This window comes from Vibrio atlanticus (assembly GCF_024347315.1).
Classification (GTDB): domain Bacteria; phylum Pseudomonadota; class Gammaproteobacteria; order Enterobacterales; family Vibrionaceae; genus Vibrio; species Vibrio atlanticus.
On sequence record NZ_AP025460.1, the window covers coordinates 2,722,127 to 2,741,222 of the forward strand.

At 41.5% G+C, this 19,096-nt stretch carries 19 protein-coding genes; 2 read left to right on the top strand and 17 right to left on the bottom strand.

Translation table 11 applies throughout. The features are described 5' to 3' along the window. Positions 1–136: 136 nt before the first annotated feature. The gene (locus OCV30_RS12115; protein WP_009847482.1) at positions 137–691 is read left to right on the top strand and encodes a gamma-glutamylcyclotransferase family protein; all 555 of its coding nucleotides are present in this window, start codon (positions 137–139) and stop codon (positions 689–691) included. A 367-nt stretch (positions 692–1,058) separates the two neighbouring features. Here OCV30_RS12115 and OCV30_RS12120 read toward each other — a convergent pair whose 3' ends face one another. Further along, positions 1,059–1,985, bottom strand: a complete 927-nt coding sequence (locus tag OCV30_RS12120) for a LysR family transcriptional regulator (protein WP_065678112.1) — start codon at positions 1,983–1,985, stop codon at positions 1,059–1,061. A 100-nt stretch (positions 1,986–2,085) separates the two neighbouring features. Between OCV30_RS12120 and chrA the strand changes: the two genes are divergently transcribed. Next, positions 2,086–3,234 (top strand): chromate efflux transporter, encoded by a 1,149-nt coding sequence (chrA, locus tag OCV30_RS12125; protein WP_065678111.1) that lies wholly within the window; start codon positions 2,086–2,088, stop codon positions 3,232–3,234. Between the two features lie 100 nt (positions 3,235–3,334). Here the strand turns inward: chrA and OCV30_RS12130 are convergent, their stop codons facing one another. Genes OCV30_RS12130 through OCV30_RS12205 form a run of 16 tightly spaced genes read right to left on the bottom strand, consistent with a single transcriptional unit; the run spans position 3,335 to position 19,043 of the window. Further along, entirely contained in the window at positions 3,335–4,045 is a 711-nt protein-coding gene (locus OCV30_RS12130; RefSeq protein WP_012604662.1) for a class I SAM-dependent methyltransferase, read from the bottom strand. 9 nt (positions 4,046–4,054) lie between these two features. Beyond that, complete coding sequence (locus OCV30_RS12135) at positions 4,055–4,984, bottom strand: glycosyltransferase family 2 protein (protein WP_017096776.1); 930 nt, start codon at positions 4,982–4,984, stop codon at positions 4,055–4,057. Further along, positions 4,981–6,753: a hypothetical protein gene (locus OCV30_RS12140; RefSeq protein ID WP_065678110.1), complete on the bottom strand. Its 1,773-nt coding sequence runs from the start codon at positions 6,751–6,753 to the stop codon at positions 4,981–4,983. The genes OCV30_RS12135 and OCV30_RS12140 overlap by 4 nt, the downstream gene beginning before the upstream one ends. Before the next feature lie 26 nt (positions 6,754–6,779). Beyond that, entirely contained in the window at positions 6,780–7,784 is a 1,005-nt protein-coding gene (locus OCV30_RS12145) for a tetratricopeptide repeat protein (RefSeq protein WP_065678109.1), read from the bottom strand. Further along, entirely contained in the window at positions 7,781–8,752 is a 972-nt protein-coding gene (locus OCV30_RS12150; RefSeq protein ID WP_012604666.1) for a type II secretion system F family protein, read from the bottom strand. The genes OCV30_RS12145 and OCV30_RS12150 overlap by 4 nt, the downstream gene beginning before the upstream one ends. A 3-nt stretch (positions 8,753–8,755) precedes the next feature. After that, positions 8,756–9,721 (bottom strand): type II secretion system F family protein, encoded by a 966-nt coding sequence (locus OCV30_RS12155; RefSeq protein ID WP_065678108.1) that lies wholly within the window; start codon positions 9,719–9,721, stop codon positions 8,756–8,758. A gap of 9 nt (positions 9,722–9,730) precedes the next feature. Beyond that, entirely contained in the window at positions 9,731–11,182 is a 1,452-nt protein-coding gene (locus OCV30_RS12160; protein WP_029223095.1) for a TadA family conjugal transfer-associated ATPase, read from the bottom strand. Positions 11,183–11,215: 33 nt separating this feature from the next. After that, positions 11,216–12,430 (bottom strand): AAA family ATPase, encoded by a 1,215-nt coding sequence (locus OCV30_RS12165; RefSeq protein ID WP_012604669.1) that lies wholly within the window; start codon positions 12,428–12,430, stop codon positions 11,216–11,218. Positions 12,431–12,454: 24 nt separating this feature from the next. Further along, on the bottom strand, positions 12,455–12,946 hold the full coding sequence (locus OCV30_RS12170; RefSeq protein WP_065678107.1) for a TadE/TadG family type IV pilus assembly protein: 492 nt from the start codon (positions 12,944–12,946) through the stop codon (positions 12,455–12,457). Then, positions 12,946–13,374, bottom strand: a complete 429-nt coding sequence (locus OCV30_RS12175; RefSeq protein ID WP_065678106.1) for a TadE/TadG family type IV pilus assembly protein — start codon at positions 13,372–13,374, stop codon at positions 12,946–12,948. Before OCV30_RS12175 ends, OCV30_RS12170 begins: the two co-directional genes overlap by 1 nt. A gap of 2 nt (positions 13,375–13,376) precedes the next feature. Beyond that, positions 13,377–14,645: a Tad domain-containing protein gene (locus tag OCV30_RS12180; RefSeq protein ID WP_065678105.1), complete on the bottom strand. Its 1,269-nt coding sequence runs from the start codon at positions 14,643–14,645 to the stop codon at positions 13,377–13,379. 16 nt (positions 14,646–14,661) lie between these two features. After that, entirely contained in the window at positions 14,662–14,931 is a 270-nt protein-coding gene (locus tag OCV30_RS12185) for a hypothetical protein (protein WP_029223092.1), read from the bottom strand. Then, the gene (locus OCV30_RS12190) at positions 14,921–16,375 is read right to left on the bottom strand and encodes a type II and III secretion system protein family protein (RefSeq protein ID WP_012604674.1); all 1,455 of its coding nucleotides are present in this window, start codon (positions 16,373–16,375) and stop codon (positions 14,921–14,923) included. The genes OCV30_RS12185 and OCV30_RS12190 overlap by 11 nt, the downstream gene beginning before the upstream one ends. A gap of 8 nt (positions 16,376–16,383) precedes the next feature. Further along, positions 16,384–17,133: a Flp pilus assembly protein CpaB gene (gene cpaB, locus OCV30_RS12195; protein ID WP_041472893.1), complete on the bottom strand. Its 750-nt coding sequence runs from the start codon at positions 17,131–17,133 to the stop codon at positions 16,384–16,386. Continuing rightward, positions 17,126–18,475 (bottom strand): P-loop NTPase family protein, encoded by a 1,350-nt coding sequence (locus OCV30_RS12200; RefSeq protein WP_012604676.1) that lies wholly within the window; start codon positions 18,473–18,475, stop codon positions 17,126–17,128. The genes cpaB and OCV30_RS12200 overlap by 8 nt, the downstream gene beginning before the upstream one ends. A gap of 37 nt (positions 18,476–18,512) precedes the next feature. Beyond that, entirely contained in the window at positions 18,513–19,043 is a 531-nt protein-coding gene (locus OCV30_RS12205; RefSeq protein WP_017096676.1) for an A24 family peptidase, read from the bottom strand. Positions 19,044–19,096 lie beyond the last annotated feature (53 nt).

Consider the following 19,096-nt stretch of genomic DNA (forward strand, 5'->3'; position numbering starts at 1 on the left):
AAAAAGTGTCAATTAAACACACCACAAAAAGTCATTTAGACTCGAAGGTGTGTAAAATAAAAAACTACTGACATTTGATGAAGCCAAACATATAGTAAGACTAGTCTCAAATACAAAAGAACAGACAGGGAACGCGATGTATATTTTTGGTTATGGTAGCTTGATCAACTCCTCTTCTCGTCAACTCACAGGTCAAACAGGACAAGCGATTCCTGCGATAGTGCACGGCCTAGTGCGTCACTGGAGTAAAATCGACGACAGCTATGTTTTGTCACCGTTGATCGTCAATCTTGGTGAGGGACAAGTGAATGGTGTTTTGCTGGAGGTCGATGATGTTGCGTTGGCTGAATTTGATCGTCGTGAGCGTGGTTATCATCGAATTGAGTTAAGAAACGATCAGATAGAGAGCCAAACCGAATTTAAAGCGGATCAATCGATCTGGGTATACATCAAAGACGAAATCGAAGCGCCTTGTGAAAACAGCCCTATCGTTCAAACCTATGTTGATACTGTCATGGCAGGATGTTTAGAGGTGTCTGAAAGCTTTGCGGCGCACTTTGTGGAACATACACAAGGTTGGCACCATCCATTAGAAAATGATCGCCACCAGCCGAAATACGGCAACCTTGCTGGGGTTTCTGATCACCACCACAGTGTGATTGATGGCTTGATACTGACCGTTCGTAGCTAGTTGATACTCATAATTTGTCGGTCTACATAGCTCGTTGCTCTTAGTCAGTGAACTCGATCGTTAGCTGTTCTAAATCGGGGTTAAACAACTCAAACCTGTAAACACCTAAGAGATTAGAGCTAACTTAGAACAAAAGAAAAAGCGCTAGGGGGAGCTAGCGCTTTTAAGACCAACTAAGTCCGTTTAGCCTGGTAGTTTTTTCAGCTATATCATTAGGATATAATCAATTTTTTTACTTAGGTAAATCAAAAAGCCTATTCTTTACGACTGCTTTTAGTCGTAAATTAAGTATAGTCGGGTTCTTATAATAATCCGGATTTTTCTAAAAATAATTCGCATAAAATTGATGACCGAACAACTGCTGCAACTATGCAGCAACCACAGATGAAACGGCTTGTGTAAAAAGCTTTCTAAGTAGCTTATTTTTATCATCTAAATGCTTAGCCTTGCGATAGATGAGCTGTATATCAAAATCAGGCACATCGATAGGTGGCTCCACTGCTACCACGGTATCTTGGTCTTGAATATCATTGCGTGCCACCAGTTTGGGGACGATACACAATAGCTCCCTACCTCTTATCAAACGTTTTACTGTTAAAAAATTGCTTGAACATATAGCCACTTTTCGGCTGAAGCCTAATTCAGCCAAACGTTTATCAACGCCAGTCTTTAAAGATCCAGCAGGTGAAACAAGAGCATGCTCGACAGCAACAAACTGTTCTAACGATATCGGCCCCTCAATAGATACAACCGACTTGTCGAATAAACATACATGTTGCTCTGTGTACAAATGTGTGGTTCGATATTGCTTTGAGACCTCACCAAAACTGCCTATCGCCATATCAAGCTTGGCGTCTTCAAATACTTGCTGATAGTTACTCCGGTTTACATTGAACAGCACGACTTGCGAATTAGGAGAGGATTGCTTGATGAGGTCAAACAATGCTGGCGCGAACATCTGCTCAGCATAATCGGTAAGACCAATCTTCCAAGTCCCTTTATAAGTCGCGGCATCAAACGATTTAGACAGTAACACCTCTGACTGGATGGCATTGAGCAGAGCTTCTACCGTACTGGACAGTTCAATGGCTCGATCGGTCGCCTCCATCTTGCTACCGACACGCTCAAACAGAGGGTCATCAAACAACTTTCGTAGCCTTTGTAAACTATGACTCATCGCAGACTGGCTGACATAACAACGTTCAGCCGCTTTGCTCACACTGTTGGTTTTATATAGAGCTTGCAGTGCAATCAATAAGTTAAGGTCAATTCCTTTCCAGTTAAAATCAGCCACAAATCAATCCCATATCATTCATAATTATAATTAAAACAATTAATTTGAATCATAGTTCAACTCCACCTAAATTACGCTAAACATTTATCTGGAATCGATCATGCTTTCAATTTTTAAAACCTTTTTCTGGCTTGGCTGGATTAGCTTTGGCGGACCAGCAGCACATATTGGCTACTTCCGTAAAACCTTTGTTGAGAAGCTGAATTGGTTATCCGACGAAGAGTACGGACAAATTGTCGCCCTCAGTCAATTTCTACCGGGCCCAGGCTCAAGTCAGGTTGGCTTCGCGGTTGGTTACAAAAAAGGTGGCTTAACCGGTGCGATTGCCGCATTTGTAGGCTTCACCTCCCCTTCTGTCATCCTAATGTTGATATTGGCCTTAGTGAGCAATCAGTTGTTGGAAGCACCGCTTTTCATTTCAATCATCCACGGACTTAAGCTACTCGCGGTCGTGGTTGTAGCTGACGCCACTTTCGGCATGTACAAAAACTTTTGCCAATCAAAGATAGCAACAGCACTGTGTGTGATCACCGCGATTGTTCTACTTTTGATTCCTGGGATCTGGCCTCAAGTCTTAGTGCTCCTATTTGCAGCGATGGTTGGCAGTAAGTTCTTAACCTCACAGGACTTAAAAACAACGCCTTCGACACATAAGATATCCATAACGCCGCTTGTCATTTTTGTAGCACTATTGGTCGGTTTACCGCTGTTTAGTGCATATTCTCAAGGCATCGAAGTATTTGGTTTATTTTACCAAGCAGGTAGTTTGGTATTCGGTGGCGGGCACGTGGTTCTTCCTCTGCTACAAAATGGTATTGGTGATCAACTGTCCCAAGATACCTTCCTAACAGGCTATGCCGCTGCGCAAGCTGTACCGGGCCCAATGTTTACATTAGCCACTTATCTAGGCTATGTGTTGATGCCATCGGCACCGATTACAGGTGCACTGCTCGCAACAGTTGCGGTGTTCTTACCGGGTTTCTTATTGCTACTGGCTGTACTGAAGAATTGGCAGGCGATTGCAAGCAAGCCTTTGGTGGCAGGTGCGCTTACCGGTGTGAATGCAGCAGTTGTTGGTCTATTGCTTGCGGCCCTGTATCAACCCATCTTCACAAGCGCAGTGAGCAGCGGCATAGACTTCGCTCTGATCATTGTTGGTGTGTGGTTATTAAAAACCGTAAAGGTCCCGATTGTAGGGTTAGTGGGTGTGTTTATGTTGTTTGGCGCAGTGACAGGATTGGCGATCTGAGCTATCCATTAATAGACAGACAAATAAGAAGTGAGAGGTTTGATCGCTTACTTCTTGTTTTCCCGCTCTTCTTTCAAAAACTAAAAGTATCTTTTACTTCCTATAGTGGTTTAACCCCGTGGAAGTTAAAGAACAAATTGCAATCAATAAGCGGTACAAAGCTCAGCGGCCAAAATGATTTTTGGTGTTCAGGAAGGTAATACCTTAAGAAAGCGATTAAGTTATTACATGGATTGACATGCTCTCTCGCCATAATGTAATCGTAATGCCACCCCTTCTGTAAGGCGTGTTTTCTTGTCGTCATATAACGGCCGATTTTCCAAGCGATCCCAGGATCGGTAGGAATCAAAATAGACAGAGTGCCTCCAGGTTTTAACACTCGCAACCACTCTTTGATCACCAAGTGAGGCTCGTATAAGTGCTCCAATATATGAGTTGCGATCACGCGGTCAAAACTATTGCTTTCAAAATCTAACTCACAAGCATTAGTTACGTTAAAAGTGAGTTTGTCATAAGAATTGATACGACTGAGTTGCTCTTTTGCCACCTTAAGAGCCGCAGCATCGCCATCACTCACGATATACTCGTCAAAGGTGTGTTTGACGTGCAGCAAGTGTTCACCTGTACCGGAGCCCACTTCTAACACTCTCGAAAAGTGTTCACTTTCACCAAATGGCTTTTCACATGCTATGTGGCCAGCTCTCATCACATAACCCGTTGTATTGCCGTTATAAACTCGCTCATCATATTCGTCACTGAAACGGGACAAATAATCGATCCACTCTTTGTCTTCATCCTTGCTTGTTCTCATGCTTGATTCCTATTCAGATAGCGTTTTATCACTCGTTCTTAATATAGAAAGAATCCTCATCTCTCGCCTACCTCGTGATACGTTGTCGAGTATCAACCCACAGAAAAAAGACATCACCGCTATCAACGCAATTGAGCTAGACAAAATCGCAGTAGGCACCCTTTCGACGAGCCCAGTATCGATGAAGTCGATGATAACGGGGATTCCTAAAACCAATGAAATGAAGCAAAGCAACATAGACAACACGCCAAAGAAAAACATTGGCTTTACATCTCTCAATAAGAACAAAATGAAATTGAGAATTTTGAGCCCATCACTAAAGGTATTCAATTTGCTGGCTGTGCCTTCAGGCCTTGATTGATATTGCGTCGAAACTTCTTTGATTGGCATATTATGATGTAGCGCATGAACGGTAAGCTCTGTTTCTATTTGGAAGCCATCACTGAAAATGGGTACGGTTTTGACAAATCGATGGCTCATAATTCGATAACCAGAAAACACATCACTCAATTGAGCATTGAATGCTAAATTAATCAGCGATGAAAACAGCTTATTTCCTAGGATATGCCCTTTGGGATAAGCCATTGAAGCTCGCTCTCGACTTCCAATAATCATATCAAGTTTTTCATTATCCAATTGTTCGATCAGCGCAGGGCATATTGACGCATCGTAAGTGTCATCACCATCAGCCATCACATAGATATCAGCATCAATATCAGAGAACATTCTCCTGACTACCTCCCCTTTACCTTGGCGAGGCTCATGTCGAACAATAGCCCCAGCTTGCAAGGCCTCGTTTACCGTGTTGTCGGTTGAGTTGTTGTCATACACATAAATAGACGCATCAGGTAAAGCCTGCTTAAAAGACATAACTGTCTTTCCGATAGCACCCGCTTCATTAAAACATGGGAGTAATACTGCAACTTTTATACTATTCATAAACTCTCCCTAACCCTAAAGATTCGGTAGCCATCAGGAACATCGTCATATATGATCTCCAACCAGCTGGGAACATTTGAGCTGTATAATTTGTTTATAAGAGCCTCTTCACTTGCTGATTTTTTCAAAACCATTAAGTGGGCGTCATTTCCTATAACAATATAATCAATGTTCTTAGCTTGGATTTCGTCCTTGGCTAAACTCATATCCCTCTCTAACATAACCTCTATAAGAAATTGATTACCAACAATATTTCTATGATAAGGGGCTGCAATTATGCGGTTATTAGTGTGTGCCAACACAGGTGCACCCGTCTCAATCCCAGTAAGAATAACCTTTGATTCGATGCCCTTTTCTTCCAATACTCTAAATAGAGTTTTCTTGTCATTTTCAACCGCATTTCTTTCGAAGTCATCATTACCAACCGCTATCACTAGAAATGCCATTACTAATGGAGCTCCTAATAATATAATCAACACTTTAAATATTGAATATTTTACAAACTCAGACAACCTTATAACTACATAAGCCTGAAAAGGGCTTGATAAAATAAAACATAATCTTATCACCCTAACCTGCCAGAATATGGCAAGGAATAAATTCAATACAAAAATAATATACAAGATTGTACAATGATGATTATTAACTCTAAAAAAAGGATACAATAAAGCAGGGATGACCAGTAACACATAATTGTCAATAGATAATAATCCATTCTCACTTATATACTGAAAAATTGATTTAGCTTCAGAAACATGGTCAAGCCAATAAGTCTGAAGTATAGGTGGATAATCGACAAACAAAGCACTGGTAATATTTGGATATAACAAAGCTACTGGAGTCACATATCCAATACCCAATATAACAAACATAAACGAACGCAACCCAAAAGGCCAACTATCAAATTTAAACCAATTGTAATTATTAACAAAAGCCCAACCAACAAAAAACAAAACCACAATAACAAATGACACTTCATCGTACTTAAAATCAAAGAACTCATTATAAGGTCTGTTTAATAAAACGGAGATAACAACTGAAACACAGCAGAACAGATATAGCCTTGATACATAAACAAACCAACTCTTGCTAACAAAAAAACAATACACAGTGTAGACGATAAAAAAACTCGCAAACAAAAGGATATTGTCTAACCCAGTCCATAACGACAATGCCAATAGAATAGATTGAGCATACACTCGCCATAATTGATTAATTTGACTTACAGTTATAGGTGTTAGAGATAGGAACAAGATAGCCAAAATAAGCTGAATATTATGGTGATCTATGGAGCCAGGAATAAAATGCATAACCGATGGGGAAAACAGGGCAAACATCATGCTCAAAAACCGATAGCGCTCTCCGAAGTAATGGTTACATAAATAGAAGCATGACAGTGAATAGAGGAGTAGATAAAGCAAAGGTACAATAGAAATAGACAGTGAATAAGCGGTACTTTCATCCACAACAAACAATAAAGGATACGCAATAACAGAAAGTATCAGATCGGGGAATCGGGACCAATGGATAACAATACCATCAGCGGCATTGAAATTATCCATTGGTTTTAGATACCAGCGCCCACTATTCATCCAATCTTGAAATTGAACAAAGCGCATGTAATCGTCATTATCATTTAAAACCAGTGTTGAGATACTCTCCCATTTATAGAAAAATATCGCAGTCGCACACAGCAGCCAAACAACAGAAATAATGATGATATCTTTATTAAAATTTTCACTCTTAGGCAAGATGAATATCCTTTTCATTAACCCAAAGATAATAATTTAAGTCGTTACTGCTCCATCTCTCTGACCTCTGATAAGGCTCTACTTAAGTTGTCGTTGGCTACTTTATAATAAGATGCTTTTTTATCGATAGCTTGTTGTAGATAGGGAATGGCTTCGTCAGGCTTACCCTGCAAAATTAAAAAATAACCGACATTATTCAAAGCTTCAGGAGCTTCCATGTGTCTCATAAAAACGTTGATTGCCTTTTTGATATCCCCGGCAGCCAAGTAAATAAGCGCAAGGTTGTTTTGAGCCTTTTCATTATTAGGTTCTATCTCTAAAGCCGAACGAGTGTATTGATACGCTTCCTTGTAATTGCCATACATGTAGTGGGAGTACCCCATATTCAACAAAGCTTTAACTGAACTTTTGTCTATTGTCAGTGATTTTTTAAAGTACTCTTGCGCTATCTGGTGTTTTCCATCGACATCTTCCAGCACACCTATCCCCATGAAAGCTAATTCGGGAGACATGCTATCAACCTTCAAACCAGCCACTTCACTTTGACTTAAGGCTTGGTAATTTGTAATCGTTTCACTACTTTTTAAACGTACTTGATCTGCATTAATCGCTTTAAAGAAATAACTCCGCCCTTCCTCTTTGCGACGCTGCTTTGTATACAAAACACCTAATTGCTCTAGGACTTCGGTATGTGCAGGGTTAAAATCTAATGCTGCTAAATAAGCTTTCTCGGATAGTGCATAGTTACCACGAGATGAATGAATTTGGCCTATCGTAAAAAGCGTTTTATCGTGAAACTCTTTCTCTGGAAAGGATAGAGAGCGAATATATTCATAAAGGGCCAAATCGATATTGTTATCCCTCAATGCTACATCACCACGCATAATGGCTTCTTTCTCACTCAGTGGAGGGTCATCACTGCTTAAGGTATCGATTGGTTTACCTGAATACAACTCTGCATCAAATTGGTTTGTCGGCTCATCCGAGGATGCACAACCAAGAATAACGAACACTAATAAAGCTAGAAAATATCTACTCACTCGTATCATAAACTTACTCCTGGTGCACCAAGTGCATCAATAACAATAATGATCCCAGGCCCTAACGCGACAATAAAAAAGCAAGGCCAAATAAACAACAACATAGGGAACAACATTTTAGTCGGTATCTTGGCCGCGATTTCTTCAGCAGCTTGCTGACGCTTATCTCGAAAATCTACCGTATAATCACGAAGAGTCTGCGCTAAGCTTCCCCCCATTCTAGACGCATGAGAAAGCAAAGAAACCAACCCCTCTAATTCGACCAGCCCCGTCCGGTCAATGAACTGCCTCAGCGCATCTGGCATGGTGACACCTGCTTGTATCTTGGCAAAAACAGTCTCCAATTCATCGGCTAACTCTGGCTGAGAAACATAAAGCTCAGAAGCAACTCGTCCAAGTGCTGCATTAAAGCCTAGACCAGATTCCGTACAAACTACAAGAAGATCAAGAGCATCTGGTACACCATTTCTAATTTTCTTCTGTCGCTCTTTTTGCAACTTGCTCAAGATAATATTGGGAGTGAAAGTCCCAAGAAAGACGCAGGTCATGATCAATAAATTATTGTAGCTACCACCGAATGAGATGTAATAAACCATAAAGCCCGCGATGATACCGACCAAACTCGATAACACTTTCAATGCATAAAAAACCGATAACGCATTTTTTTCATGAAAGCCTGCATGCATCAACTTTTGTGAGTAGGTTTCATTATCCTTTTTATTACCTTTACTAATAAAAGGACTCAGCGACTCCAACGTATTAGAGAAGTCATAAGGCTTTCTATTATTGGGTGAACCCGTTTCTGATATCTGTTTGAGCTTTTTATCTAAAGGGGATCGGGTTCCCAAAATAAACAACCCTAGAGTCAATGTTAACAAAATGGTGGTAAGCAAAATCATTACGTAGATAACCATCTGAGAGCTGACTCCAAAGTCCGCTAACATTTGCTTCCAAACTTCAATGTTTAATAATTCCATAGGTTAAACCTCTATGCTGATGATTCGCTTAATCCATAGGGCTCCAATCGCTAAAAGTACGATACCAACACTGACCATTGAAACGCCGCGAGGGTCATTATAAAGCGGCTCAATATAATCTGGATTCGCCACTTTCAAAGCAAAAAACAAACCAAATGGGGATAAGGTTAATATCCATGCTGATAGCCGACTTTCAGCAGAAAGCGTTTTTATTTTCCTTTCTAACTTAAAGCGAGATCTGAGAACTTCGGATACTTTTTGAAGATTTTCGGAGAGGTTACCCCCTGTTTCTTTCTGCAACATTACCGCACTAGAAAAAGCTAACATTGATACGGTGGGGACACGCTCAGCCATCTGTAAAATAGCCAAACGTAAATCGTAACCATAGTTAAGTAGGTTATAGGTATTTTTAAACTCGGCACCGATAGGGTCAGGGAGTTCTTCACCAACCTCATTGAATGATTGAATTAGCGGCTGCCCAGCTTGTAATGCTCGTCGAATAATATCCAACGCTTCAGGGAGCTGCTCTTCAAATCGAGCCATTCGATAACTCACTCGATTTTGCACATACAGGTAAGCAACAACCCAGACAGCAATGAATGCAGTTAGGCTAATGAACCACTCTTGTTGAGTCATTATTGATATCAGAGTGAGCGACACACCGCATAGAGCAACAATGAGTAAAAAGCGACTTAGCGAAACTCTAATACCGGCTAACTCCAACATCCGTTTTAAGCCAGCAAAATAAGGGATAACGATGAGCTTGCGATCTAATGGGGATAAGTCTTTATTATAATGCTCTTTGAGTAGCGATAAGCTCTCTTCATCGATATTACGTTGGGTCTCTTTCAAACGTCGAGAAAGCTCTTTATGCTTAGCTTTTTTCCCCGCAGCAGGCAATAACAAAGCTTGGGAGATAAAAAGCACCGCGATGAATAATAGGCCGAGTGAAACACTTACATTATCCATAATCTCTCCTTAACCATGAGTCTCAGTGAAGAGCTCGAAAGGCAGATCGAGTCCACGTTTAACTAACTGGTCATGATATTGAGGTACGACCCCCGTCGCAGTGAAATAGCCGATAATATTGCCATCTTCATCAATACCTTTACGTTGAAAACGGAAAATTTCCGACATGGTAATCACCTCCCCCTCCATGCCGTTGATCTCTTGAATACTCACCATACGGCGCTTACCATCTTCTTGTCGTTCCATTTGAACAACAAGGTGGATCGCCGAAGCAATTTGGGCTCTTAAGTTTTTGGTTGAAATGTTCCAACCAGCCATAGAGAACATGTTTTCAACACGGCTTAAGGCATCTCGGGGGGTATTGGCGTGAATAGTCGCGAGAGACCCATCGTGACCAGTATTCATTGCCGCCAACATATCAACGGCTTCGCTACCACGCACCTCACCAACCACAATTCGGTCTGGTCGCATACGTAAGGTGTTTTTTACCAACTCTCTCTGACTAATCTCCCCTTTCCCTTCTAAGTTAGCAGGGCGGGTTTCTAGGCGAATAACATGGGGTTGTTGAAGTTGTAACTCTGCAGAGTCTTCTATAGTAATGATTCGTTGGTCTCGAGGGATAAAACCAGAAAAGATGTTTAGTGTGGTTGTTTTTCCTGACCCCGTCCCTCCTGAAATCAAGATATTAAGTTCTCCTTTCACGGCGGCTTCGACAAACTTAGCCATTTGAGGCGAGACGGAGTCGTAGCTAATCAAGTTATCCATCGTCAAACGATCAACGGCAAAACGACGGATTGAAACGGAAGGACCATCAAGAGCCAAAGGAGGGATAATGGCGTTAACACGTGACCCATCGACTAAGCGCGCATCTACCATAGGTGATGCTTCATCTATTCGACGCCCTACCTGACTGACTATGCGATCAATAATGTTTCTCAGATGACGGTCATCCAGAAAAGTGTATGGCGTTTTTTCGAGTTTACCCCTTCGCTCAACGTAAACACTTTTAGGGCCGTTGACTAATATATCGGAGACCGTTTGATCGGCTAATAGAGGCTCAAGCGGCCCAAGGCCAAAAACCTCATCTTCTATCTGCTTGATCACCCGCTTACGCCCTTCGGCACTGAGTGCATGGCTCCCATCGTCAGCCATCAATTGTACGATGGCTTCATGTAGGTCTAGCTTAGCTCGCTCTTTTTCCAAGCTTGAAAGCAACCCTAAGTCTAACGTTTCAAGGAGCTGCTTATGGAAAAAGTGTTTAATTGATAGCTCTTGTTCGAGAACTTTCCGAGCCTCATCAATCGCCTTTTCTTTTTCTACATGAGCTTCTGCACTGCGAGAGTGGCTAGACACCTCAACGCTTGATAAACGTTCAACAGGATTGGCATCTTCTGAATCATGCGAAATCTGTTCTACTCTTTTTTCAAACTCTGGATTTACATTTTTTCGTTTAAAGAACATCACAATCCCTCGCGTTTACTTTTTATCAACCCATTATGAAAACAGCTTTTTCAGCCACCCTTTCTCTTCCTGCTCTGGTGGTGAAAGAATGTGTGACAAATCGATAATAGAGCGAGTAATAGAACTTTTCTTTCTCGACTGAACTAGCGGTTGCCCCAAGTTGGCACTCTCTAATGCAACTTTGAAATCATTAGGCATAAGGTGTATGTCATGCTTACCTACCGCCTGTTCAATATCTTTTAATTTAATTGAGTGTCGCTTTTCATAACGGTTCAGAATGACCTCAATAGAATCACTTTGTAAGCCGTACTCAAATTTCAGAGACTTAATGAGTCGACTTGTGTTTTTGACTGACACTAGGCTCTGTTGCAAAACAAGAAGCACCTTTGTTGCTGGTGATATTGCGGATGCAAACACATGGTCTAATCCTCTAGAGAGGTCAATGATCACATAAGGGTAAAAACGGCGTAATATAGGAAGCAATCGGCCTATTTTCTGTGCCTGTTCAAAGTCATCAGCATTGTTCTCATGCTTAAAGCTTAGAACATGTAAGCCAGATTCGTGCTTATTTACCAAAGTTCCCAACGATATTTCATCTAGGTCATTCGAACTATTGATCGCATCCGAAACACTATAAGTAGGAACAATATTTAAATAATCAGGAATCACACCAAATTGAAGGTCGATATCAAGTAACAAAACCTCACCGGGGTGCTGACTGGCCATCTCAATAGCGGTATTCAACGCCAAGGTGGTCGCCCCCATTCCCCCCTTGGTGTTTAAAAACAGAATAAACTCACCGTAGCTTGAGTTCTCAAGCTTTTCGGCCGCCGTTTTCTTGAGCAGCGGGAGCAAATCAGAAAGCGTCACGTTGTGAGATAAGAAATCAGAAGCCCCTAGACGCAGCGCGATTTTTAATGAGCCATTGTCACTTTCATCACCGAGTACAACTAAAGATAAATCTTGTTCTTCTAGCGATAGATCATAACCCTGTAGCTCAACCATTTTTTGAGCCCAGTTGCCATGTGCTTCAACAAAAATAAGTTCTGGAACATCGGCACTTTTTAAGTACTCTTCACTCATTGCTCCGAGAGAAAATGATGTCACATGCACATTTCGACATTTCTTCAGCTCTTGACTCATGTGTGAGAGAAAACCCTCAGTACTGTAGATCAACCAGACTTTTAGGTTTGTTCTCAAACGCGTAATATCGTTCTCATTAGGCGTGATTTTGATCGCTTCCCCCATACCGCTACTCCTGTATAAAATAACTTATGGACACCGATTCCGAGTTTCGGAGTCCGCCCTTACCACACCTAAACTTTCTGCAGGTAAGATGGTTTCAAATGAGGGAGCAGCCAAGTAACCACTCGTACCTAAAAAACTCAAATTATCAATTAATTGAATTCCGTACCCTGTCGCTCGTGCCCTTACAAATTTAATGCTACTAAAGACAGGATCCGTATCATAACCAGATGTAATTTCATTCCCACTCACATCTAAATATGCAACTTCCAAATTCGCCGCGGTAAAACCAACAAGAGGGAGATCAGCAACAACCATTCCCGCGATATTGTCCCTATCAGCAACGTAGCAAACCGTGGCCAATCTTGCCGCTTTTCTAGTCGCCTCACTCACCATTTGAAGCGAAAATATGTAAGCACCCAGCGCTAATATAAGAAAAACCAAAAGAAAAACGAGCCAAGACACTATGGTAAATTCGATAATAGCGATGCCTTTAATGCGCTTTTTGTAACGTTTCATCACAACACCCTCATTATCGAAGAGACACTAATCGGAATAGAAAAGCTCGCCGAAGAAAACGGGATCGACACAAAGTGAGGAATATAATTGTAGGTCACACTCACACGTACATAGCTGTCTGTATTTGGTGGGCTAATTGTCACGTCAGAAACAACTAAATTCGACAATAGCGCCGTTCCAGCGGTGTTTTGACCATAAACCACCACATTCTGTATTTCTGTTGACGGAGCCAGCGTTCCACCTTTGGTTCCATAGACCTCACTAACCGCATAGCGGGCGCCATTTTGAACGGATTTAGATATCACATTGTAGTGAATCATCATATTGCCCAACTCAAGCACTAATATAAGGAAAAATAGCAATACAGGAGTCGCGATTACCATCTCGATAGCAGCAAAGCCACGATTAGATTTAATTAAAGATTTCATAATCAAGACTCCCCACTATCAGGATCCTTATACAAAACAATCTTATAAGTTCCTTCCGTTGTTGATTCTGTACTGCCTGAACCACCAACAACACTACAGGAGTGAATAAACTCACCAAAGACGGCAGGCGTACCTGAGTTATTAGTTGGTGCTTTTTGCAACAAGAAAAAACAACCAATTTTATTCACAGTAAAGTCAGTGGCACCGCCACTTTTACCTGAGCAATCCACCATAGGTATCGGTAAAATACGACGCCAAGCAACACCATTAGCGGCACACCCTGAACCGTTATTTGCTATACATGCGTTGGTATCAGCTTCATATTGCGCATAGTTGTAAGTACCATCAAAATCGATATCTCCAGTACTAGCGTCAATCGTAATCTCATCGCTAGGCTCTGTAGTTACATAGTCAGAAGGGTAATCTGATGCCGTTAAGCCACCACCGTAATCACCAAAACGAGTATTCAAACCATCGCCTGTAGGGCCAACTGTACCACCAGGTTTGGTCGTGATGTTTTCGCCAATTTTAACAGGTTGGTCATAACTACCACCTAACCCCTCTTTTATAGCCTTACCACCAGACCCAAAGTCTAATAGATGATAATTACCGTTACCCATTTCAGATAAGCTACTGTCACCCACCTTCAATGCATGGACAGTCCCGACTTCATAACCAAACACGCTCGTTATTGCATCGCCTGTAACGTCATGATATCCATCTTCAGGATCGACGTCGTTGTCCGAAGTTCCGTCACCAATACAAACACCAATTGGCACAACGTTATTAACAACCTCTTGCCCAGAGCTTGGCCCAGCGACGGCACTTGCTGAAACCTCTTTTACTAATCCAAACATTTGAATAAAGAATTCGTCCATATCCAACGAATCAACTCGAACGCGCACATATACATCATCGTCGTCACCGAAGGTGGCTGTGCCAGTAAAATCCTGAGGATCGTTAGAGTAATCAATGCTTATGGAAGCCGTGGTAAAATCAATCTCATGATTCCCTGTTGACGCTGCCATTGCATTTAACGCAGTGCCTATTTCAGCATCCACCGCATCTTTGTCTTTACTATTGTCCAGTATGGTTGCCGCAGCTAACGCCGCTGAATCTACAGCATTTTGTAAGCGTGTTTTATTAACCAGCATATGGTTAACATCTACAGCCAACGCTGACACAGCTAAGAAAACAAGCAACGCAGCGGTAACTAATACGACAACTAAGCCTTGCTGTTTTCTGGGACTTTTTGATACTCGATACAACATATGAGTACCTCCAGATTTAGTTAAATTCTTCTAAGATCTGGCTACTACTTCCAGACAGTTCGTTTTCACCTCTGCCTACATATCTATCGTAACCAGTCTGCATCCGCTCCCCCGTACCATCCGGTACCACGAGTAAATTCTCTTGGGTCGCATTAGGGTTATACGTTTGTTCCGTTTTTACGAGTGCTACCGAATGCCCTAAACGAGCATCATTAGCACAGCCAACTAACACCATTACGAGAAAGACCATCATTATTCTAATCATATCTATCTCCTTATAAATCATGTCCAAATGAGCCTTCGCTACCACCATCTGTTGGTGATATTCCCTGTGAAGCTTGAGATTGCTCTGAATCCGATTCAGACGGTTCAGCGATATAAGCGCTTCGACCTAATAAGTAATATTCCAAATCATTCGGGTCAACAAAGGCGTCTGTTGGTAACGTTACTTTACTTCGGTCAATAGGACTCGCAAGTCGAGGGGTGACCAGAATGACAAGTTCTGTTTCACCAGATACATACTCTTGACTATTAAAGAGTTGCCCTAAGATGGGAACATCACCAATACCCGGCATTTTGTTACTCACATCCCTAACATTCTCGCTGAGCAATCCAGCAATACCAATAGTTTGTCCGTCGGCTAGCTCAAGCGTCGATGACGCGCTTCGACGAGTAATTGGTGGGATAAAGTAGGTCGCATTGGTTGTTCCTGGGTCAATCGTTAACGAGCTGCTATTGGCAATTTCACTCACATCAACAGCCAAGTTTAGATTGATCTTTTTATCACTCAGAACCGTTGGGATAAATTTCAATCCAACTCCATACTCTTTATATTCAATCGTAATGCCATCTTCATCTGGCACAGGGATAGGGAATTCACCACCCGCTAAAAACTCAGCTTTGGAGCCACTTAATGCCGTTAAGTTAGGCTCAGCTAATACTTTCGCTACACCATTCTGTTTGGCTACATCCAGGGCGAATGTAAACAGGGTATTACTATCAATAAACGAGCCTAAAATGCCGTAATCAGTAGAGGTTGGAATATCAAAGATTGGCGTAGCCCCTAGAACACCAGCAGGAACTGACGACGCCCCCCAAGAAATATTCGATCCGCTCGTTTGGAAGAAGTGAAAGTTTGCATCAAATTTTCTCACCAAGCTTCTTTGAACCTCGGCAACCGTCACTTCCAACATAACTTGTTGAGCACCGCCAATAGACATCAAGTTGATAACACCTGTCGCTGCAGCTTGCTCGCTACCACTTTCCTTCGATTCATCAGCTGTTTCACCCGAAGAGTAGGTTTCTGCTATTCGCATCGCTACATTCATTTGTTGCTGATTACTCACCTGCCCACTCAGCAGCAAGCGATTCTGAGCACTGTGCACCTCTATAGTTTCATCAGGAAGAAACTCATATAACTTCGCTTTCAAGCTATTAAGATCATGAGTGACTTCGATGTTGATCGATTCAATCAGCTGGCCACGGGAGTCCCACGCCATTAGGTTAGTAGCACCTAATTTTTTTCCGATTAAAAATAGCTCGCTCGATTTCAACATCACAATATCAAGTACATCAGGATCACCAAGCGACACTTTGCTCGCTTTCCCTGACAACACCACATGTGTTGATTTGTGATGAGGAACCGTTACCGTTTTACCCGTTTGTAGAGCAGCAAAGCTCAGTGTAGAGAAACAAACGAAGCTCAAAATACACGTTATTATTATTTTCATAACTCACCTCAATCCTTGACGCGAACACTAGATGCTTGAGTACCTTTAATGATCGTCACACTCGGCTTAGGTACGTATCGACGAACAACCTTTTTCTCAACTTCATGAGGGTTTCTCAGTGTCAGTTGAATACTGCCTTTACTCTTCGCTGTTAAAAGTTTTTCAGCATCTTTAGGTGAAACCTCTAATGTCACAGCTCGTACGATAATAGGACTGTTTTCATTCGTTTTTGCCGTTTGGTCTACTGCCAATACCTTGATATCTTTCAACACGGTACGAGTTGCTGCTGAGTTTTTGCTGTAAGAAACGGTGCTAAGTATGTCAACTTTATTACCTGGTAATAGAAAACCAGCCACACCAATAACGTCATCCACTCGTATTGTTACCGCACGTTTATTCTCAGGTATTAATGCAGCAAGCGTTGAGCCTTCTCCTGGAATAGTAAAACGCATTTTATGAAGCACTTCTCCAGCATAAATAGTATTGGCCACCACTTTGCCAACCAATTCAGAAGCATCGGAAAAATTATTTTCATTAATCCAATCAACTTCCATCAACTTTGTCGCTAAGAACTGTTCCTCAATAATGGTTCCAGCTTCAATTTCTTGTGATGCCACCACGACTGGATGACGCTCCACAGCTTCAACTTCAACGGTTGGTTGAACTTGATCTTCCATCCACTGCTTAGCAAAAAATACAGCCGCTAAGCCAAATACTACGGACAGTAAAAACAGTAGGAAAACTTGACTCTTATTCATTATTTTCTTCCTCGTGTCCATCAGAGGTAAAATAGACTTCCCATGCCATGGAAAGAATATCGAAGGTAATAACAGGCGGGAGTTGTTCAAACGAAAGAATATCTTTGCTTATACCAACGAGATCTTTCGGTAAACATGGGAAAAGTGGCACCTTAAGAAGCGTGTGCATTTGAGACAAACGCTCAAAGAATCCATCTTGAAGCTCTACTTCTTTATCAGCAACGACGCTCATCCATAAAGCTTCATAGTCTCGTTGGTTAAGTGGCTTGAATTCAATCTTGTAACCTAAACGACGCAAAAAGGCAGGGTCGCTTATTTTCTTGGGATTTAGATTGGTAGAGAAGGCCAGCGTTAATACAAATGGCATCGTTATCTGCTGACCATTAGGCAGCGACAAATAATCGAATGAGTACTCCATCGGTACTATCCAACGGTTAAGAAGCGCATCCACAGGCATGGGCTGACGACCAAGGTCATCAATGATAAAAATCCCATTGTTTGCCATCATTTGAACTGGAGCTAACCAGACTCGACTATTTTCTGAGTGATTGACTTCAAGCATATCCATCGTCAGTTCTCCCCCAACTTGGATATTGGGTCTTTCACAATTAAGCCAACGCTTGTCGTACTGATCTTTGAGGGAAATACTTTGATCGCTGCCGTTACTATCCAACGGTTTATGATGTTGCGCCGAGAACACTTTGATAATGTTACCCAGAGCATAGACGGCATAAGGGATAAACACAGAGGTATGTAAAGCATTCACAATACGGCTCGCAACAAATGTTTTCCCCGTTCCTGCATGTCCATACAGTAACAAAGCACGTCCCGAATTGATTGCAGGCCCAAGTACTGAAATCATTTTGTCGACACCATATACATCATTCAGTGCCGCCTCGACATGTGGCCGAGTTACTAACTCAGCTCTCAAGTCTTGTTGTTTTACCACCTCACTATATTGGGTAAGCGAAACCGGTGCGGGGCCTAAATAAGCATCACGCTTGAAAGCAAGATCCGCTTCTTCAAGCCCTTTTTCTGATAGTGAATAACGAACATGACTATGCGACACAGATGAGAGGGAAATATCAGAAGTAGGCTGAAATACTTCGATTAGTGACTTCTTTCTTAAAACGGCCAAAGCGCTTTCTACAATATGAGTAACAACACATAAATAATTAGAAAGCTCTAAAACATCCGATTTTGGGTAAGCCGACAAATGCTTAAGTACAAGGTTTTCAATAACGACTTCAGGAACACCCAACATATCAAGAGATGTAGGGACGATTGGGGCTGAAATTTGTGGCTTCAAGGTTGTTGGAGCAGTACGCCCTATAATATCCATATATTATGTCTCCCCACAAAGCTAACCAACAACAGATTTAAGTAAAGTAGCTATACATCGCTAACCCTATAACAACAGAAGGAGCAAAAGGCATCGTTACTTTATTTGAATACCGAGTATGTAAATTAGCTGTTTTATCAATGACTGGTGCAGCTCCACCAAGCACAATTATCTTATTTTCAAAATAGCTTTTAATACTAAAACAGCTCGAGTTGGACAGGTTGTATAGCAGGTAGAAAACCCCAACAACTCCAGAAGAAACCAAGATAAAGTACGATGCATCGAGTAATTGTCCCCACCCCAAATACATTCCTACAACACCTAATAACTTCACATCCCCTGCAGACATTGCTCTTAAAAAATAGAATAGCAATCCAAAACAAAAGAATACGACCGACCCAAATAAAGACATTAAGAAACTATCAAAGGTGTAATTGCTGTTGAACATTGATAAGAAATAAAAAAACAAAAAAAGAATCAATATTTTGTTCGGTATACGATGTTTCTCAACATCGTATACCGATACAGCAATTAGCAATGCCCAAAAAACAGAAGGCTCATTAATCATAATTTCAATTCATACGCTCGATATAATACTTTGAAATTTACTCACTAATGTCG

What these genes read in the sequence shown, in the direction of transcription:
- OCV30_RS12150 (WP_012604666.1), bottom strand. Translation starts at nt 8,752, where the DNA reads ATGGAATTATTAAACATTGAAGTTTGGAAGCAAATGTTAGCGGACTTT.
- OCV30_RS12190 (WP_012604674.1), bottom strand. Translation starts at nt 16,375, where the DNA reads ATGAAAATAATAATAACGTGTATTTTGAGCTTCGTTTGTTTCTCTACA.
- OCV30_RS12205 (WP_017096676.1), bottom strand. Translation starts at nt 19,043, where the DNA reads ATGATTAATGAGCCTTCTGTTTTTTGGGCATTGCTAATTGCTGTATCG.
- OCV30_RS12165 (WP_012604669.1), bottom strand. Translation starts at nt 12,430, where the DNA reads ATGGGGGAAGCGATCAAAATCACGCCTAATGAGAACGATATTACGCGT.
- OCV30_RS12200 (WP_012604676.1), bottom strand. Translation starts at nt 18,475, where the DNA reads ATGGATATTATAGGGCGTACTGCTCCAACAACCTTGAAGCCACAAATT.
- OCV30_RS12180 (WP_065678105.1), bottom strand. Translation starts at nt 14,645, where the DNA reads ATGTTGTATCGAGTATCAAAAAGTCCCAGAAAACAGCAAGGCTTAGTT.
- OCV30_RS12145 (WP_065678109.1), bottom strand. Translation starts at nt 7,784, where the DNA reads ATGATACGAGTGAGTAGATATTTTCTAGCTTTATTAGTGTTCGTTATT.
- OCV30_RS12140 (WP_065678110.1), bottom strand. Translation starts at nt 6,753, where the DNA reads ATGAAAAGGATATTCATCTTGCCTAAGAGTGAAAATTTTAATAAAGAT.
- OCV30_RS12175 (WP_065678106.1), bottom strand. Translation starts at nt 13,374, where the DNA reads ATGAAATCTTTAATTAAATCTAATCGTGGCTTTGCTGCTATCGAGATG.
- OCV30_RS12130 (WP_012604662.1), bottom strand. Translation starts at nt 4,045, where the DNA reads ATGAGAACAAGCAAGGATGAAGACAAAGAGTGGATCGATTATTTGTCC.
- OCV30_RS12135 (WP_017096776.1), bottom strand. Translation starts at nt 4,984, where the DNA reads ATGAATAGTATAAAAGTTGCAGTATTACTCCCATGTTTTAATGAAGCG.
- OCV30_RS12185 (WP_029223092.1), bottom strand. Translation starts at nt 14,931, where the DNA reads ATGATTTATAAGGAGATAGATATGATTAGAATAATGATGGTCTTTCTC.
- OCV30_RS12160 (WP_029223095.1), bottom strand. Translation starts at nt 11,182, where the DNA reads ATGTTCTTTAAACGAAAAAATGTAAATCCAGAGTTTGAAAAAAGAGTA.
- cpaB (WP_041472893.1), bottom strand. Translation starts at nt 17,133, where the DNA reads ATGAATAAGAGTCAAGTTTTCCTACTGTTTTTACTGTCCGTAGTATTT.
- OCV30_RS12170 (WP_065678107.1), bottom strand. Translation starts at nt 12,946, where the DNA reads ATGAAACGTTACAAAAAGCGCATTAAAGGCATCGCTATTATCGAATTT.
- OCV30_RS12115 (WP_009847482.1), top strand. Translation starts at nt 137, where the DNA reads ATGTATATTTTTGGTTATGGTAGCTTGATCAACTCCTCTTCTCGTCAA.
- OCV30_RS12155 (WP_065678108.1), bottom strand. Translation starts at nt 9,721, where the DNA reads ATGGATAATGTAAGTGTTTCACTCGGCCTATTATTCATCGCGGTGCTT.
- chrA (WP_065678111.1), top strand. Translation starts at nt 2,086, where the DNA reads ATGCTTTCAATTTTTAAAACCTTTTTCTGGCTTGGCTGGATTAGCTTT.